Here is an 18,142-nt window from a genome sequence, read left to right as displayed (position 1 = left end):
CATGGGACCCGCTGAATTGACATCCCGTAGTACACCGATCCCCGGGCTGGTGCTTTTCGGGCTGCCGGTCCACGGGGACCACCGGGGATGGTTCAAGGAGAACTGGCACCGTAGCAAGATGATGGCTTTGGGCCTCCCCGACTTTGGGCCGGTGCAGAACAACATCTCCTTCAATGCCAAACGCGGGACTACCCGGGGTATCCACGCCGAACCGTGGGACAAGTTCATCTCGCTCGCCTCAGGGCGGATCTTTGGTGCGTGGGTGGACCTGCGTCAGGGCCCGACTTTCGGCACGGTTTTCCACGCAGAGATGTCCCCCATGGAAGCCATCTTTGTTCCCCGGGGCGTGGGCAACGCCTTCCAGACCCTCGAAGACAATACCGCCTACACCTACCTGGTCAACGATCATTGGAGTGCCGCAGCGCAGGCCGACTACACGTTCCTCAACCTTGCCGACGAAGACGTCGGTTTACCATGGCCCATCCCGCTGGAGGAGGCCGTGGTGTCTGACCAGGACCGGACCCATCCACGATTGGGCGACGTAGCTCCCATGCAATCCAGGCGGACGTTGGTACTCGGTGCGGACGGCCAATTGGGGAAGGCGCTCAGAGTGGAGTTCGACGGCGACCCGACGGTGGACTTCGCAGGGCGGGCCGAGTTCGATATCTCGGCAGAGAATTCCTATCTCGCCACCGATTGGCGCAAGTATTCCACCATCATCAACGCCGCAGCTTTCACGGGAGTCGATGCCGCGGAGACAGCGGAAGGCCGCACTGCCGCCTGGAGCATCAACGCAGCCGCAGTGTCCCGCCTGGCCAGGACCGCCGTCGAACATTCACTGACGCTTGTCCATGTATCCAGCGACTATGTGTTCGACGGTACCGCCGCTGTGCATCGGGAGGACGAGGCGCCCACTCCCCTGGGTGTCTACGGGCAAAGTAAAGCGGCCGGAGACGCTGCCGTTGCTGCGGTGCCGCGGCACTACATTGTGCGGAGCAGTTGGGTAGTGGGCGAGGGCCGCAACTTCGTCCGCACCATGGCTGGGCTGGCCGCAAAAGGCGTAGCACCCGCAGTGGTGGGTGACCAATGGGGGCGGCTGACGTTTGCTTCTGATATTGCCGCAGGCATCAGGCACCTGATCACGCAACAGGCACCTTACGGAACGTACAACCTCACCAGCGACGGCGAGCCGCAGTCCTGGGCGGAAATTGCGCAGGAGGTCTATCGCCTCTGTGGTGTGGATCCTGGGAAAATTAGCACCATCAGCACGTCCGAATACGCAAAACCCGGGATGGCGCCGCGTCCAGGCAGCAGCGTCCTGGACCTTTCGAAAATAAAGGGAACGGGCTTCAGTCCGTCCACGTCGCATTCCCGGTTGGAAGCATATCTGCGGTCCGGAACGCTACTTTGAGACGAAGCCTCCCGCTTTCCGCGCTACGAGGGTCTTGGCCAGGTCCCTAAGCCGCGATGGCTTTCGGAGCAGCCGCAGGAGAATTCTCCAAGCGCCCAGGATCCTGTCCACGCTGCGGCTGACGAAGCGATCATCCACATCGAGGGAAACAGTAAAGTGCGGGGCAATGCGTCGGGCACTCGTCCGCAGGCCCACAACCTCGTTGAGGACGTTACCGCCGTGGATCACCTGCAACCACATCGGGTGTGCAGTCCGCGCATTCAGGACGGGGGCATAGGCATCGATCCGGTAATGGTGTTCAACGAACACCGTGGCCGGAGCGTGGTTCGCAACCCGCTCTATCAAGCTCGAAAATGGATTCATCGTGTACGGGCGGACGTAAACTTTCCGCCCGGCATACTGCGCACCGTTCACCAGATTTACGAACGTTTTGTCCTGTTCCCTGAAACAACTTTGAATTGTCTCAATAAAGTCCTTTGCTACTGCGTCGTCGTTGTCTACCCGTGTGGTAATGACGTAGGGCGTGGCGCTAAGTTGGCCAATTGTCCGGCTCAGGAATTCCTGCGAGAAGGCACCCTCAACGTAAACAGCCCGAAAGACGCCTTGGGATAATTTGTCAATCTCCTGCCGCAACCATAATGGCGACAGGGAGTCAAGGAAAACCAGCCAGGTAAACCGGGTTTCCGTTTGATTTCGGAAGCACGGGATGCAGTACATTTCAAAGAGTTGAAGGCGCTCGCGAAGCCATGCGTCCGTGGGCTCTGCCTTGTGATAAAAGCTGCGGACATTGAAGCGTGTGAGAACAAAATGCGTTGCCAGGCCCCCCAAACAGTCTGTGATCTCGCTGCCCATGTCCGTCCTCTACGTGGTCAGGGTTGGTCCCTTGGTGTCGACACAACGCATCCTCTCCCGACAGAGGCCGGCAGGCAATACCCTGATGCCGCACAACGCAAGATGCGCGCTCTGGTGCACGCAGGCAAATCGTCCTAAAGTAGCCCTACGGCAGCCTCGAAACAGTAGGGCCGGGAGACAACTCAAGGAAGTAAGTTCGGGCGGCACCCGCCGTCCGGCATCGGCGATCCGGGAAGTGCAGCGACTTGGATCGCCGGCACATTTTTGTGCCGTGAGTTGGATCGTCGAGCCTGGAGCCGAGAATGCTGCACCAAGAGACTGCGCCCTCCCGGGTCGCCACCCGCCACAGTTCGATGCGACTCCGGCCGGGGGAAGCCAGAGGGCACGGTACCCGACCACCAACCGTTTCCCCAGCCGGGCAGGGCCTGTGGGTGAGCCTGGGCGGAGTTCCCGTCAAGCTCTTGGAGTTTGACGGCGCCCTGCGGGAAATTATGGACCGGGCAACGTCGGTTGGCGCGTCACCTCTTGGCGTTTGTTCTGCGAACCTGGACCATATCCTGCACTTTGGGGCCGGAAGCAGGTGGATGGGCGCCATGGCTGAGCACGCGTCCGTGGAGTGGTTGACGCTGTTGGATGGAGCCCCGCTGGTTGCCGAAGCCCGTCGTCTCACGGATCAGCCGTGGCCGCGGCTGGCAGGAAGCGATCTTGTGGAGCCCTTGCTGGACGAAGCCGAACGCCGCGGCCTGAGCGTGGGATTCCTCGGTGGCACGGAGCAGGCCCAGGGGCTTATCCGCAGCAGGTTCGCAGCGGAGCGTCCGGATTTGGCGATCGCAGGCTGGTGGGCCCCGGACAGGTCCGTGATCAGCGATGAGCAGGCTTCGTTGGAACTCGCCGCGCAGATAGCGGACACGGCTCCGGACATCCTGGTGGTGGGCATGGGCAAGCCTCGCCAGGAATTGTGGGTCAGCAAGTATGGTCGCCTCACGGGAGCCAAGATTCTGCTGGCGTTCGGTGCTGTTGTCGATTTCCTGGCTGGTCGAATCCGGCGCGCCCCATCCTGGATCAGTTCCCACGGGTTTGAGTGGGCTTGGCGACTCATGCTGGAGCCGCGTAGGCTTGCCCGCCGGTACCTGATAGATGGACCCGAGGCCTACCTGAAATTGCGTCAGGTCAGCGCTGTGGACGTCCCTCCCACCGCACTGCCCGTGGGCCGGAAGCCGGAGGATCCGATAATCTCCCCTGCCCCGATCAGCAACCAGGCCTCGCAGCCCTTCCTCCCGGCTGAGGCAAGGGCGGAGGTGGCCGCCATAGTTGTTACCTACAACAACGCCGACGACGTCGGGCCCCTGGTGTCGAGCCTGAGGGCCATGACGGGCGAGCAAACCATGAAAGTAGTGGTGGCCGACAATTCTCCTGATGACCGCACCATGACAGAGCTGACGAAGCATTCGGATGTCATCTCTTTGCGGACGGGCGGAAATCTCGGCTACGCCGGTGGCATCAACGCGGCGATGCGCGTGGCGGGCCCCGCCGACGCCTACCTCATCTTGAATCCGGATCTGCGGGTGGAGCCGGGCGCAGTAGCAGCATTGCGCAAAAGAATGAGGCAGTCCCACGCTGGGGCGGTTGTGCCGGTCCTGCTGGAAAGCGATGGCAGTGTTTACCCCTCGCTGCGCCGGGAGCCGAGCGTGATGCGGGCCCTGGGCGATGCCGCACTGGGCAGCCATCTGCGCCGTCGGCCGGCCTGGCTCTCGGAAATGGACTTCGACGTGGAGGGCTACCAATACGCTCACCGCATCGAATGGGCCACAGGCGCGGCTCTGCTGATAAGCGATGACGCAGCCCAGGCCGTTGGTGAATGGGACGAGCAATTCTTCCTGTACTCGGAAGAGACAGATTATTGCCACCGAATCCGTGAAGCAGGGAAATCAATCTGGTTCGAGCCGACAGCAAGGATGTTTCATGAAGGCGGCGGTTCGGGTACGTCGCCCCAGCTGACGGCGCTTCTGTCCGTGAATCGTGTTCGCTATGCAGCCAAACATCTCGGGCGGAGCAGGGCTGCGCTCTTCCGGGCCGCTGTTTGCGCCGCTGAGATGGCACGAATAAACAAACCTGGCCACCGGGAAGCAGCGCGGGCCCTTTTGAGGAAACGGCTATGGCAGACGTTGCCTCATGCCACCCGATTCCCTGATTTTTCGAAGGGCCTTCCAACCGGCGCCGTCATCATCCCGGCGCACAATGAGGGAAAAGTGATTGGCCGGACACTGGATTCTTTGAAGGAAGTCATAAATGCCGGAACTGTAGACGTCATCGTGGCGTGCAATGGCTGCACCGATGAGACGGAATCCATTGCCTCGCAATATCGGGGCATTAAAGTCCTGCACGTTAACGAAGCGTCCAAGACAGCAGCACTGAACGCCGCGGACGGTGCTACGGAACTGTGGCCGCGCCTGTACCTGGATGCTGATGTGGAGCTCAACTCCGAGGCCCTGCACGCCGTTTTCAAGGCCCTTGAGGCCGGGCCCCTTCTGGCTGCGCGGCCGGCCTTCCGCTACGACACGAGCGGAGCCTCCGCATTGGTCAGGGCTTATTACAGGGCCCGGAACCGGATTCCTGGAAACGCGCAGGGACTGTGGGGGGCCGGAGTCTACGCAATGAACGCGAAAGGACATGAACGGCTCGGAGAATTTCCAGCTCTGACCGGCGACGACTACTACGTGGACTGCTTGTTCCAGCCCGGCGAAAAGGCGGTTCTGGCGACAGACCCGGTTGTCGTGAGGACGCCCCGCTCATCGAGGGCATTGCTTGCGATTCTTCGGCGTACCTACCGCGGTAACCACCAACAAACACCCTCACGGGGCCCTCTGTCGATGTCATCCAGCGCAGCCTCCTCGACGGCGCGGACTTTGCAGGAGCTGGCCGTTTCAGTACGCGGGCCGGTCAGTGCGTTCGATGCACTCGTATATGCAGCTTTCGCTGTTATTGGCCGGTGTGGAGCATTCTTTACGGGGAGAGCTGGCGCCTCCTGGGAACGCGATGAGAGCAGCAGGCAGTAGAACCCGTGTGGGCGGGGTCCAGGCGGGTGGGATTGTCTTGCAGCCCCAGCTAGTGCTGGGCGGACCCTAGCGGTACGCCGCTTCTCCGGGACCAAAAGTTTCTTCTGCTTGGCCGTGCCGACAACTCGAGCACATTGCTTCTGACATGATCTATGAAGTCTTCCAAACGGTGGTTTTGCTCCACGTAGGCGCGACCACGACGCCCCATTTCCTCCGCAGCGTCCGGGTCAGCCAGGAAAGACTCTATGCGGCTCCTGAGGGCCTGGGAATCTTTTGCTGGCACGAATACTCCGGTGTCGCCGTCACGGATAACGTCCACCTGGCCTTGGGTTTCTGAGACAATGACAGGTCTTCCCATGGCCATGCCCTCCAGGATGACGTTCACGCCTGCGTCAATGTCGGTGGGTAACAGCGGAACAACCACCACCTTGGCGGCGGCATACGCGTCTCGCAGTTCAACGGACGTGAGTGGCCGGACCTGGCAGTTCTCTGGCCAGCCCGGTTCATCACGAACGTCCCGGGTGATGATTTTGTATCCGTCAAGGGCAACCACCAGGGATGCGGCTATATGAACGGGCACGTCCAATCCCCGGACTGCGTCTGCGAAGGTTGGAAAGTCCCGTTGGGTGGAGCCCGCCGAGAAGATGATCCCACGCTCGGAATCGACTGGTTTGAAGAATTCCAAGTCCACGGGATGGCGAACGAGGACTACGTCGTCGGGCTTAAACCCAATGTTTTCAACCGCCACGGTCTGCTGGATGGAGCTCCATGTCACGATTCTGTCTATACCGGTCCGGAAAAGCCTGAGAGGCCATCGAACTGCCGGTTTTGAAAGCCAGAACATCATGGCTAAATGCGGAGTCTTGATCCGGAGGATGGCGAACAGTGCCGCGACGGCAACTGAATGCCGTTCAGACCACGTAATAATGACATCGTAGGAGCTGCTGAGCCGTGCGGCTTCGAAGGCCTGGGCGGCAAAGGCCGGCAGGCGCTTGTAGACGTGTGCCCGGAGGCCCGCTGTGTGTTGAATGGTGTTTTCATCGAGGACGTCGCAGTTCAGGGTTTTTTCAAACAGGAGACTGCGCGGCTCTGCGCCGGAGGACTCCAGACGCTGCCGTTCAGCCCGCTCCACGGTCGAGCGTCCCCTGGTCTTAACGAGGAGGATTCTCGGCGCATCTCCGTGGAAGACCTCATCTGTTCGAACCATCATCAACTCCGTCTCGATGCGGGCGCAGTAATCCAAAGACAGCAGTCTTTCCGGCGGGCAGCGCATGCAGCCTTCCCGCAAGCAGGCCTCCCCGTTCGTCCTGCACGATGCGCCACAAGGCCCCTGCGAGTCCAAGCATGAGGAACAACATCGCGGCGGCCATGGGAAATGAGAGCCCGTCGAAGAAAGCAAAAGTGACAGCTACGGCTGCCAGGGACGCAAGGACTGCCTGGCTCAATTGACGCATGTCGTTGTCCACTGCCAGGTGCCGCGCGCGCCAAGCGCACGTTAGCCCACTGACGATGAGGGCCAGAAACATGGCCAGTCCAAGAACTCCCAGTTCCACAAGCAGTCCCAAATACTGGTTGTCGACGATGATGTACTCGGGCAGGAACGTTCCAAACGCCCGCCCAATGAGGGGATTGTTTTCCAACATGCCCAAGGCCGTGGAGTACCCGTTGGTCCTGGAAGTAATGCTTGTGTCGTCGCCCCCGACCGTGAACAGTCCCCGAAGCGTGCCAAGCAGTCCAGGAGTGACGACATAGACGGCCCCGACGAGGCCTATTGATGCCAGATAGGCCCGACGCCGCATGGACTTGGACCATGCAGGGATGAGGATAACGAAGGCGATGGCGACCGCGATCAATGCGGAACGGGAGACGGACAACACGGAAGCAACGGCGATAGCGATGACCGGTAGCCACCGCAGCAGCCAGTTCCTGGTGGTCTGTGTCAGTGCCAAGGTCAAAGCGATGGGAAATGAGGTCGAAAGTACAACTCCGTACTCAAGCGGGTGGGACGCCATGGCGGCGGCCCGGACAAATCCGCCCCTGACGTCAATGTTGGAGAAGTCCGGGCTCGATGACATACCCGGGATGGTGATCCAGTCGATGAGGGACGCTCCGGTAGCAAACTGGAGAAGTCCAAGGACTGCGGTGAATGTTCCCATCATGACGACACTTCGCATGATGGTAACCAGTCCACGTCGATCCTTGAGGCCATCGTGGATCAGGAGGAGAATCCCGGCCCAGGCAAGCAAACGGATGAGTCCACCATCTGCAGGACTGGATTCCTTTTCGGGCAGGCCGTGGAGCATCGCCACCGCGTAACTGGCTACCGCAATAGCTAAAAAGAGGGCCAGGGCGAGACGGACGGGGCGGCGCCCCACAGCCTCCGGCCTGGTCCTGTGCGCCTGGTAGAGCACCCACCATACAAGTGCCAAAAGGGCCCACAAGGTAGTCAACCGTCCTACTGTGCCCAAGGCCGATATCGTCAGGTTGGAAGGAACGGCGCACGTGACCACCAGATATATGGTGACGAATGTGGCGACATCCGAGCGCTCGCGCTGCGTCCCCATCGGGGCCACGCTTATTTCACGCGGGTCCCAACTATCTGGTGTGTTCCGCATATCTACTGACCTGCCCCTCGACGTATCCCATTGCGCCGGGCAATCTGGCGTTCAACAGTGGCGGCCGTGGCCATGGCGGCCGCGCAAGCGAGGGCGAGCCAGGCGCTGGCACCCTTGAGGCGGTCCGTGGGCGTCCCCCCGCCGAAGATGATCTCCGGACTTGACGGCGTGGTCACCGTGGTTATCACTGCGCCATGAACGTCGGTTTCCTTCTGCAGCGACGTGGATTCCTCCTGGATCCTCTTAATGACCACGGACAGTACTTCGTTCACCCGCTCCGCGCTCGAGTCCACCACCTGAACCGCCAGCACCGGCCTGGAAAAGCTCTTGGTCCACTGGCCTCCGGTATTGGGCAACGTTACGGAATATCCTTGCTTCACACCTGCTCCGTAGAGGGTCCCCCGGGACAGGACCAAATTCACTGAACCGGAGTCGTCGTTGACGCGTTTCTCCACCAAAGCGGCAAAAGGCACGAGCGCCGCCACATCGCCTCCTGGAACCCAGTAGGCAGGTTCGCCCGTGGGTGCAACGAACGAGACCTCTGCCTGCGTCCAATAGACAGGATCCAGGGACCGGATCGCCCCCAGCCCTGCGAAGCCAATCAGTAGAACAGCGGCGGCGGCGTACCACCTCCTTCGCAGGACCTGGAGCAGTGTCTTGGGCGTCATGGCTACGAGGGCCTGTGTGAGACCGGCAGGGTGACCGGGACGTCGTCGTGCGCTGGTTCGAGTGCTGGCGCTGTAGCCGGCACACTATGCTTGGTCTCCTCCGGGATCCGGGAATCCTTTTCCCTGTGGCGACGGGCCTTGCGTGATTTCAGCAGGCTGTCCAACAGGACGGTAAGCACCAAGGTCAGCCCTACTCCCCCGGCTGCTGCCACGAGGAGGATCTGGGTCCTTGCCTTTGATTCCGGTGTGGCCCGGGTATCGACCAGAAGGGTCATGGTTGAGATCCGCGACTCCTCCGGAACGTTCAAAGCGCCCTGCATGTTTTCCAGCAACAGCGGGGCTTGGTCCATGACGGCCCGCATGGTGCCCAAGGATTCTTCCGGGTTCGGTGCCGTGGCTGTGACGAGGAGGATGGCTCCGCTGGTGCCTCGATCCGTTTCAGCCGTATATGTTGCGTTTGAAAAGTCCTCCGCGATCTTGTGGCGGATGTCCTCAGCCGAGAGCCGGCGCGTGAGGATGTCCAGCGCCTCCCCCATCCCGCCCAGGTTCAGGTACGGATTACCGTCTGCGCCAACACTGTGTGCGGATGGCATCAACACGAGGCTTGCTTGCGCTTTGAATTTCTCGGGAGTGTTCTGTTGGACCTGAAAGCACAACACAAGCGTCATGATCAGGCCGAGGACGAGGAAGTACCACCTTCGTCCGAGGCTCCTTAGAATCGTTCGAATTTTCATGATCCGATCTCCCGCCTGTTCTGTCCCAGAAAAACTTTCACCCTGTCGATTCCACTTCTGCCGAGGAGCCTGATCGTGGCCGTTTTGATGGCGCTGCGAAAGCCATCGCGAAGCAGGCGCACTGGCCCCTCAACCAAGGCGTCGCGCACCAACGCCAGCGTTTGGACGGCCGCCACGTCGTCGAGCAACCCGGGGAACCTGTCTGCGAATGGATCAGCCGCCACAAGTCGTCCGCGGATTCTGTTACTGACATTTGCCCCGTGCACAACCTGCAGCCAAGCCGGCGGCCCCCCGACCTCCTCGGTGGCCATGATTTCGCCCAGCTGGTTATGCCAGGCCACCCAGCATGTCACCGGAGCACTCCACGTGGACCGCACCGAGCAAAACGCGTTCCGGTCATCGTGCCTCAAGTAGACCGAGGCACCGCCTTTGACCAGGCCGGCGGAGAGATAAATAGCCGAAGGCAACTGCGAGCACTGGACGTCCTGTACCTGGGCCACAAAGTCAGCTGCCAGACCGTCGTCGTTATCCACGTTGGTGGTCAGCAGATTTTGGGTCCGCCGCCCCGTGACTTCCTGGATGTCCGAGAGGAGCTCGTCGGCAGAAACTTCCGCCCGGAAAATCGGCGTGAACAGACCGTCGGCACTCAGGTCCTGAATCCTCGACAACAACCACTCAGGAGACTCGGGATCGAAGTAGACAATCCAATGAAAACCTTTGCGTGTTTGGGCACGAACCGAGGGAAGACAATATCTCTCGAAGAGTTCAACGCGGTTGTGAAGCCACCCGTCTTTGGCCCTGACAAGGCTCTCGAAGCCCTTCGACGGAAGGTTGAACCTGGTCAGGAGCGCGTGGTCTACCGTTGGCTGCCCGTCATGCTGCAGCCCTTGCGTGGCAGGACCTGACAGTTGTAGTGGCTGCCCCGCATGGCCATTCCGGACCTGCTTTCCCGTGGCCAGGAGTCCCCGGATTTTAGCGGCCCGTGAGTCCCAGCTATGTGACCTGGCGGTTGCGTCCATATCTTTGCGGAGTTCCTGTGTCATCGGCTCACGCAGGGCCTTGAGAACGAGTTGCGAGAATTCGGTCGGTGTCCTGGCTGCCGCAATGGCGGGCGAGTCGATCCATCGGGTGGACGGCAGGTCCGTGGCTACTACCCGAAGCCCTGCAGCAAGGTATTCAAGGGTCTTCAAAGGAAAGCTTGATCGGTTGAACTCTGTGTCTGCATAAGGAGTGATACCGACTGACGCGGTTTGCAGCAACCGGGCAACGTCGTCCTGGCCCACCAGTCCCCTCCAATCCACGTTTGGCCTGGACAACAGGGCATCTAACCTGGAGCGGACAACTGGATCGCCCTCCGCCCGGGGCCCAATGATGAGCAGCGCGACCTCCGTTGCAGCTACGGCTTCCAGCGCGTCCAGATCCAACCGGTTGTTGAGCTGACCAACCAGGGCCACGACCGGACTGCGGCTGGAACCTGGCGGAGTGATCGCGGGAGTGCAGCCATTGGGCAAGACTTCGACCGGCCGGCCGGAAAATCTGGAGATCTTGGCTGCCAGTTCCTCAGAGACAGCGCTAAGAGCGTCGGCACATCGTATATTCTCTTCCAGCACGCGGATCAAATGGGACGAAGTGAAGCCCATGAGGTTCGTCCCCGCCAACCAGTCATCGGTTACGTGCAGGAGCCGTGTCCCTTCCGGCCGGCGGGACGGAAACAACATGATCGGCGATGAATTGACGATGCCGGCAATACGCCCGGCAGCCCGATCCAGGGCTGCATTCACACAGCGGCGAACAAGAACATCCGTAGAGCGACGCACCATTGGTTTGCTCACGCCGGGCAACGCCGGAATCCGCAGGCGGCTGATATTCGTCCCCACATCTTCGCCAACACCACGAAGGCTCCGGATGAGGTGGCGTCGGACATCCTGGTAGCTGGTCAGCGGAACCGGGTGGTCAACCCACAGGATGTGGTGTGTCCTGGCCAACGAGGTGGCCAGCATCTTGTCCGTACCCGAAAGGCTGTCCCAGCGGGTCCCGGACATGTAGACGATCGTTTCCATCAGCTGTCCCGTCCGCGCACGGCCAACGAAGGCATCGAGGCTACCGGTTTGGCATTGAAGTCATCAGTTGCGTTGTGTCCGAAATAGCGCTGAAAGCGCCGACGCCCCACGTAGGCGGCATATTGGGCACCAGCTGCCGCCTCGGCCCTCAACGAAGAGAAAGTTCCTGTGCTTTGTTCCAGTGAACGCCGGTAGAACTGCACCTGTACCCGGGCTGCGTTGGTGAGCGAAAACCTGTCTTGAACAATTTCGCGTCCAAAGGAGCCCAGCCGGGCTCGTTCCTGCTCGTTGTCCAGCAGGAATCCAAGGACGGACATCAAGTCTTCCCGTCCCGCCTCCGTACCGCGGCCTACGCCGTACCATCCCTGCCAGAGGAAACGGTCCAGGGTTTCGGGGGTCAACAATTCCCAGAAGCCCCGCTCCCCTTGAACCACCAGCGGCTTCCCAAAGGAAAGACCCCGCAAGGCCGAGCCGCCCATCCCCAGGACAACATCGGCAGCCGCGTACGCTGGCCTGGGGTCCTCAAGTTCCCCCGTTAGCAGGACCACGCATCGTCCCAGCCCATCATTGATAACGGAAGCCTTGGCCATCGCGTCGCTCATGCCCGGACCGTCGCCAACGATCACCAGTCGAACGTCTCTCAGCCGTGCCAATTCAGCGACGGCGTCCATAGCGGACAAGATGCCCTCAAGCTTCAACTCCCGGGCAAGCCGTGAAACGCAAACAACTACGTGGGCCTGGTCGATCAGTCCAAACCGTTCCCGGAACTTGTCCTGCCCTGCAACGGCTGACGGACTGTTCGCGACGACATCTACGGGGGGCTCCAGAAGCCCCACGCGCTCGCGACCAAAATCCGACTCGGCCTTAAGAATCTGTTCAGTTCCTACAAGAAGGGGCATCGTCCTGGGGATAAACGGAGCAACTGCCATCGACATGACAGTCGCCATGCTGCTGCAGCCGGGTACCAGTCTTGAAGCAATCAAGCACTCAAGGGCCGGTGGCCATTCATAACCATGGAGTACGTCAAGCATGCGTCCCCGGGCGAGCTTGCCCAACGCCGCGCACACTGATGGGGACGGCCGCTTCCGGGGAGCCGGTGCCTGAATGAACTCCAGATCAAGCTCCCGCACCTTGCGGGTAAGGGTTCCGGGCTGCCCAAAAATAACCACGCTATGGCCCAGGTCCCGGACAGCGGCTCCCAGCTCAATGGCGTTGACCTGGCTGCCACCAATTCGAAGGTCATGCGGATAGATAAGAATCTTCACCGGACAACCTCCTTTTCCCAACCCATACGACGCAACTGCTGAATGTCTCCCAGCCGGAGGAACACCGAGACCGTAATGGCCAGCAGACCAACCAACAGGCTCGCACCCACTGCCACGAAGGGCGAAGGAATCGAAGAGGACAGCACGAAACAGGCCACTCCGGCAGCTACCGAGATACCGGTGGACGCGCTGACGCTGACCGCAAGGCTCCTTAAGGGAACGCCTGCCCGGGAGAGTGCGCCTAGATAGAGTGGCGAAGTTACCGCCAGTGCAATGAACAGTGGAACTGCCGCCAAGCCTTGGAGGCCGCCCAGTTGTGCGCCCAAAACAAGAGCCGGAATCAAGGCCAGGAGGGACAAGAGCTGGACCCTCAGAATGGGAACCGACTGCTTTATCACCACCAGGTAGTCATAAACGAGTTCGTGGAAAACCCTGAAGACGGCAACCGGTGCCAGCCAGGCCAGGGCCACGGCAGCCGGCGCCCACGCCTCCCCATACAACAGCGTCACGACCGGAACAGCGCAGGCAGTCAGGACGGCCGAAACCGGCAGCATGGCTGATGCAACCACGGCAACAATTGACAGCATGGCGGCACGCATCTCCGCGGGAGCATCCTGCAGCCTGGCAAATGTCGCAGGTGCCACGCTGCGCAGAGGCTGCGACAACAAGCTGGCTGGCCAACCTGCCATATTCGTGGCCATCACATAAAACCCCAACACCACCGGACCGAGCATCTTTCCAGCAACCAGTTGGTCAACGTAACCCACACCAAAGACCACCATGCTCGCACCCGCCAAGGGCAAACCGAACCCCAGCAGCTGTTTCGCCAGCTTCCTGGAGAACCCAAAGCGATAGGGCAACGGAGAGTAGATCAGGAAAAGGACAGCGGAAACAAGGCTGGCCAGCACACGTCCTACGGCAAGACTCATGGCACCCATGCCCATGATGACGAGAACCAGGGAGACGCCTGCCCCAAGCCAAACGTTGACCTGGTCAATGATCATGCGTTGGCCCTGGCGGAAGTTCCGCTGCAGAACGGCCGCAGGCGTAGCCACCAGCCCATTGAGGACGATGCAGAAGGCGAGCGCCCTGACGACGTCGGTGGCGGCTTCGTTTCCCATGGCTGCTGTGAAGTATGGCGCCATCACATAGGAGCCTGCGAAGAGAACAATGCTGCATGCCGTTGAGATCGTAGTCACGGTCGCGGCGATTTCCTTGGGATCCCCTGGCCATCGAACGATCGCCAGGCTGACCCCAAGTTCGTTGAAGCTCAGTACAGCCATCAGCGCCACAAAGGCCACTGCGTATGTTCCGAATTGTTCGGGCCCCAGTAACCGCGCGAGTGCTATGCCGATTGCGATTGTTCCCAGGCGTGTCACGACTGCGTTCAGGACGCTGATGACGAACGCCCGTGTTGGAGTGGGCGTTCGCGGGTTTGCAGCACGGCTGCGGAGGGTCACAGGGCGTCCTCCAGTTCGGGTGAATAGCCGCGGCGGATGACGCGTGCGGGCACGCCGGCCCATGTTTCTTCGTCGGGAACATCGGTTAGTACTGCCGCTCCCATGCCGATGGTTGCGCCGGCGCCGACGGTGCGGCGCTCGCGGACGCTGGCGTTCATGCCGATGTAGGCTGCGCGGCCGATGTGGACGTTCCCGCCGAGGGATACGCCTGCGGCCAGGGTGGCGAAGTCGCTGACGACGTCGTCGTGTGTGAGCGTGACGCCGGGCATGGCTACTACGTGGCTTCCGACTGTGACGGAGGCTGTCATGGTGACGTTGGCCAGGAGGATGCTGCCCAGGCCGATTCTGCATCCTTCCGGTGGATGTACTGATGAGTCGATCGCTGTCGCATAGCGGTCCTCTGCGAGGCCCAGGGTGCGTAAGCGCATGACGACGCTTTCGCGTCCCCGGCCGGATCCAATACAGACAAGCAGCATGGCGTGTGGGAAGGTCAGGGCATCGCGGATGGGGCCCAGTACGTGGGCGCCGTCCACGACGCGTCCGAGTTTGTCTTCGTCGTCGTCCAGGATTCCGATGACGTCGTATTGTCCGGTGTTGCGGACCATGGCCAGGACTTCGCGGGCGAGTCCGCTGGCGGCGATGAGGAGGAGCTCGGTCATTGTCCCTGTCCTGCCGCGCGAAGTACTGAGTCGATGACCCGGACCTGGTCAGCCAGGGTGAGCTGGTGGTAGAGAGGCAGGATGAGCGTGTGGTCCGTCAGCCATTCAGTGGCAGCCAGTGAAACCGCGGCCTTGGCTTCCCCGGCGTAGGCAGGTTGCCGGTGTGCGGCCATGATGCCGCGTCGTGCCGATATTCCGTCCTCTGCCAGGCGGCTCATCAGGGCGTCTCTTCCCAGGGGGAAAGCCGTGCCTACTTCCAGCCAGCAGGACTGGAAGTTTCCGGTTCCGTAGCCTGGGTCGTCTACTAGGCGGAGGCCTTCGATACCGGCGAAGGACTGTGCGTAGTTGGCGGCCAGTTCGCGTCTACGTTGTACCGCCTGGTGCAGGCGGCCGAGTTGGACGATCCCGACGGCGGCCTGGAGGTCGGTCATGCGGTAGTTGAAGCCGACTTCGAGGTATTCCTCGGCGGGGGCCAGAACGCTGGCGTGACGGTCCGCGGCTGAGACGCTCATTGCGTGTTCGCGGAGGCGGCGGGACCGGTCTGCGAAGTCCTGCCTTGGCGTGGAGAGCATCCCGCCTTCGCCGGTGGTGAGGATTTTGCGGGGGTGGAAGGACCACGCCACCAGTTCGGCGCCGGCTCCTACCGGGCGGCCGCGGTAGCGTGCACCGATGCCGCAGGCTGCGTCTTCCACCACGGTGATGCCGAGGGGGTCGCACAGGGCCCGGATGGGATTGAGATCCACGGGTACTCCGCCTTGGTCCACGACTATGACGGCCCGTGTGGCCGGCGTCAGGGCGGCGGCGATCGTTTCGGCGGTGACACAACCCGTTAGGACGTCGACGTCGGCGAAGACCGCCCGGGCGCCCACATAGCTGGGGGCGTTTGCGGTGGCGATGAAAGAGAAGGAGGGAACGACGACGTCGTCTCCCGGGCCGATACCGGCGACGGCGAGTGCCAGGTGCAGGGCTGAGGTGCAGCTGGAGACCGCGACTGCGAAAGCGGCTTGTTGCTCCAGGGCGAAGGCTTCCTCGAATTGCTTGACTTTGGGGCCTTGGGCCACCCAGCCGGAAGCGATGACCTCGGCGACTGCTTGGGCTTCTTCTTCCCCTAGCCACGGTTTCATGACGTCGATTCGTGCCAGGGAGGTTTCGGAGGTTGTCATCGTGCACCTACTGAGGGTGCTTCGGGCCGGGCAAGCTGCCGGGAGGCTGCGATTTCTTCACGGAGGGGACGCCACCAGGTAACGAGTGAGCGGAGTCCATCTTCAAGTTCTATGGCGGCTTCAAAACCGAGGTCCCGCTTGGCGGCGGTGACGTCTGCGAGCCGGCGGGCAACTCCGTTGACTGCCCGTTCAGGTCCGTGGTCAAGGTGCAGTGGGGACTGCATAACCCGCAGCAGGGTTTGCGCGAGTTCGGCCAAGCTGGTTTCCGTGCCGCTGGCTACGTTGTAGACGCCCTCCCGGACGTGGCTGGCGGCTGCGAGGATGTTGGCCCTTGCGACGTCGGCGGTGTGGATGAAGTCCATTGTCTGGTGGCCGCTGCCGAAGATCAGGGGCGGAAGGCCGTCGACTATCCGCTCCATCCAACGGACAAGTACCTCTGTATAGAGTCCGTGCACGTCCATGCGGGGTCCGTACACATTGAAGTACCTCAGGAGGACGTAATCCAGGCCGGACATGGCTCGGAAGCTCCTCGCCATTCCTTCGTTGAAGGATTTCGCGGCCCCATAAAAGGTGTCGTTGTTGTGGTGGTGGTGTCTCTCGGTGGTGGGGAATTCCTCTGCCATTCCGTAGACGGAGGCACTCGAGGCCGCGATGACCTTGTCCACCTTGTGCCCAACGGCGGCTTCGAACACGTTGAAGGTTCCATCCACCAGGACTTCAAGCGCCAAACGTGGCTCCTCGGCGCATTGGGTGATACGGATCGCAGCCTGATGGAAAACCAGGTCTTTGCCCCTGGTGAGGTCGTGGACCAGGTCCCGGTCCCTCAGGTCACCTTCCACCAACTGCACGAGTCCGGTGGCCAAGGCATCGTTGAGGTTTGCCCGGCGCCCCCTGACGAGGTTGTCCAGGACGTCCACGTGCGCCGCACCGGCGTCGAGCAGTTGGTCTACCAAGGTGGATCCGATGGTTCCGGCGCCTCCGGTGACCAGGACGTTGGCGCCGAGCAGCTTGTTCACTGTGCGACCTGGAGGGCGACCCCGTTGCCGGCAACGATGGTTGACTGGCCGTCTGTTCCAAGGCTTTGGGTGACGGCTTCCAGTACTGAGAGGACCCTGAGCCCGGATTCGCCACTGGTGCGCGGTATGGTGTGGTTCCTGATGGAGCCGGCCAGCTCGGCGACGACCTGGCCCAATGGTTCGCGTTCCTGCAATGCCGGTGACCAGGTGTCGCCCAGGCGATACGAGATGGCCGAGTTCTTTTTGTCCGCCGCGGACCGTGGCTGTTGTTCCAGGCTGACGCCGCGATCGTAGACGCTGAGGCGTTGTTGCGGGTTCAGGTCGTCCCAGACCAACGTCCTCTTTGAGCCGCCAATGATCATCTGGCGGATTTTGGTGGGACTGAGCCAGTTCACGTGGATGTGCACCATGGCGTCGTTTGGCAGGCCGAAGGTCAGGTGGCCTACACAGTCGCGGCCCGTGCCCAGCGGATCCGCGCCGTGGGCAGAGATCTCGGTGGGGTGCAGGCCTCCCGGCAGGACGAAGTCCAGGATCGAGAGATCGTGGGGTGCAAGATCCCAGAACACATTGACGTCCGGTTGGACAAGTCCGAGGTTGATGCGCACGGAGTCGACGTACAGGATGTCGCCCAATGCCCCACTTGATACGAGCTCCTGGATCTTCAAAACCGCGGGAGTAAAGCAATAGGTATGGTCTGCCATGAGGACGAGGCCGCGGGCTTTGGCTTCCTCCACCATTTCCAGGCCCTTGGCACGACTGTCTGCGAGTGGCTTCTCGACGAGCACGTGCATGCCGGCCCGCAATGCAGTCATCACTACTCCGTGATGCGTGTGCGCTGGTGTTGCCACGGCGACGGCGTCCAGGTTGTAGGTGTCCAGGAGTTCGTCCAAGGACTCGACGACGGCGACGCCGCCTACTGTTTCGGCCAGCCGAAGTCCGCGCTCCACGTCAAGATCGCAAATTGCCACGAGTTCCCAGTCCGGGCTGGCTTTAAGGTTCCTGGCGAGGTTCGGGCCCCAATATCCCGCTCCGACCACGGCGATCCGCAATTTCGGGGTCATCCCGTGGCCGTTAAGGTGGCCTGATGGAATAGTTCCTATGCTCATTTTCCACTCGGATTCTGTGTTGGATAGCTCGGTTCTTTCTCAGGTAATGCTTGTTGTGGTGCTCGGCGTGTCTCGTG

At 61.3% G+C, this 18,142-nt stretch carries 14 protein-coding genes; 2 read left to right on the top strand and 12 right to left on the bottom strand.

The window, feature by feature from the left end; genetic code table 11:
- Position 1: 1 nt before the first annotated feature.
- A complete protein-coding gene (locus AC6I99_RS11950) occupies positions 2-1,411 on the top strand; it encodes a sugar nucleotide-binding protein (RefSeq protein WP_497961006.1) in 1,410 nt (469 codons plus the stop codon).
- Here the strand turns inward: AC6I99_RS11950 and AC6I99_RS11945 are convergent.
- Complete coding sequence (locus AC6I99_RS11945) at positions 1,403-2,263, bottom strand: glycosyltransferase (RefSeq protein WP_497961005.1); 861 nt, start codon at positions 2,261-2,263, stop codon at positions 1,403-1,405. The genes AC6I99_RS11950 and AC6I99_RS11945 overlap by 9 nt on opposite strands.
- Positions 2,264-2,694: 431 nt before the next feature.
- Here AC6I99_RS11945 and AC6I99_RS11940 point away from each other — a divergent pair, with 431 nt between their 5' ends.
- Positions 2,695-5,319, top strand: a complete 2,625-nt coding sequence (locus AC6I99_RS11940; RefSeq protein WP_497961004.1) for a WecB/TagA/CpsF family glycosyltransferase — start codon at positions 2,695-2,697, stop codon at positions 5,317-5,319.
- 49 nt (positions 5,320-5,368) lie between these two features.
- On the opposite strand, the gene AC6I99_RS11935 is transcribed toward AC6I99_RS11940, so the two are convergent.
- From AC6I99_RS11935 to AC6I99_RS11885, 11 genes are all read right to left on the bottom strand, one after another.
- Positions 5,369-6,529 carry a glycosyltransferase family 4 protein gene (locus AC6I99_RS11935; RefSeq protein WP_497961003.1) on the bottom strand — a complete coding sequence of 387 codons (1,161 nt, stop codon included), beginning with the start codon at positions 6,527-6,529 and terminating at the stop codon, positions 5,369-5,371.
- The gene (locus AC6I99_RS11930; protein ID WP_497961002.1) at positions 6,510-7,883 is read right to left on the bottom strand and encodes an O-antigen ligase family protein; all 1,374 of its coding nucleotides are present in this window, start codon (positions 7,881-7,883) and stop codon (positions 6,510-6,512) included. Before AC6I99_RS11930 ends, AC6I99_RS11935 begins: the two co-directional genes overlap by 20 nt.
- 53 nt (positions 7,884-7,936) lie before the next feature.
- Positions 7,937-8,602, bottom strand: coding sequence for a YveK family protein (locus AC6I99_RS11925; RefSeq protein ID WP_497961001.1), 666 nt, complete (start codon positions 8,600-8,602; stop codon positions 7,937-7,939).
- Positions 8,603-8,604: 2 nt separating this feature from the next.
- Positions 8,605-9,195, bottom strand: a complete 591-nt coding sequence (locus AC6I99_RS11920) for a hypothetical protein (RefSeq protein ID WP_224090361.1) — start codon at positions 9,193-9,195, stop codon at positions 8,605-8,607.
- Positions 9,196-9,332: 137 nt separating this feature from the next.
- On the bottom strand, positions 9,333-11,396 hold the full coding sequence (locus AC6I99_RS11915) for a glycosyltransferase (RefSeq protein ID WP_497961000.1): 2,064 nt from the start codon (positions 11,394-11,396) through the stop codon (positions 9,333-9,335).
- On the bottom strand, positions 11,396-12,661 hold the full coding sequence (locus AC6I99_RS11910) for a glycosyltransferase family 4 protein (protein WP_497945028.1): 1,266 nt from the start codon (positions 12,659-12,661) through the stop codon (positions 11,396-11,398). Before AC6I99_RS11910 ends, AC6I99_RS11915 begins: the two co-directional genes overlap by 1 nt.
- A complete protein-coding gene (locus tag AC6I99_RS11905) occupies positions 12,658-14,121 on the bottom strand; it encodes an oligosaccharide flippase family protein (protein ID WP_497945029.1) in 1,464 nt (487 codons plus the stop codon). The genes AC6I99_RS11910 and AC6I99_RS11905 overlap by 4 nt, the downstream gene beginning before the upstream one ends.
- A complete protein-coding gene (locus AC6I99_RS11900) occupies positions 14,118-14,780 on the bottom strand; it encodes an acetyltransferase (protein WP_224090344.1) in 663 nt (220 codons plus the stop codon). The genes AC6I99_RS11905 and AC6I99_RS11900 overlap by 4 nt, the downstream gene beginning before the upstream one ends.
- A complete protein-coding gene (locus AC6I99_RS11895; RefSeq protein WP_497945030.1) occupies positions 14,777-15,943 on the bottom strand; it encodes a DegT/DnrJ/EryC1/StrS family aminotransferase in 1,167 nt (388 codons plus the stop codon). The genes AC6I99_RS11900 and AC6I99_RS11895 overlap by 4 nt, the downstream gene beginning before the upstream one ends.
- On the bottom strand, positions 15,940-16,959 hold the full coding sequence (locus tag AC6I99_RS11890) for an NAD-dependent epimerase/dehydratase family protein (RefSeq protein ID WP_497945031.1): 1,020 nt from the start codon (positions 16,957-16,959) through the stop codon (positions 15,940-15,942). The genes AC6I99_RS11895 and AC6I99_RS11890 overlap by 4 nt, the downstream gene beginning before the upstream one ends.
- The gene (locus AC6I99_RS11885; protein WP_224164398.1) at positions 16,956-18,065 is read right to left on the bottom strand and encodes a Gfo/Idh/MocA family protein; all 1,110 of its coding nucleotides are present in this window, start codon (positions 18,063-18,065) and stop codon (positions 16,956-16,958) included. The genes AC6I99_RS11890 and AC6I99_RS11885 overlap by 4 nt, the downstream gene beginning before the upstream one ends.
- Between the last annotated feature and the right edge of the window lie 77 nt (positions 18,066-18,142).

The organism is Arthrobacter sp. TmtSoilC77 (assembly GCF_059739415.1).
This window is presented reverse-complemented; position numbering and strand designations above follow the sequence as displayed.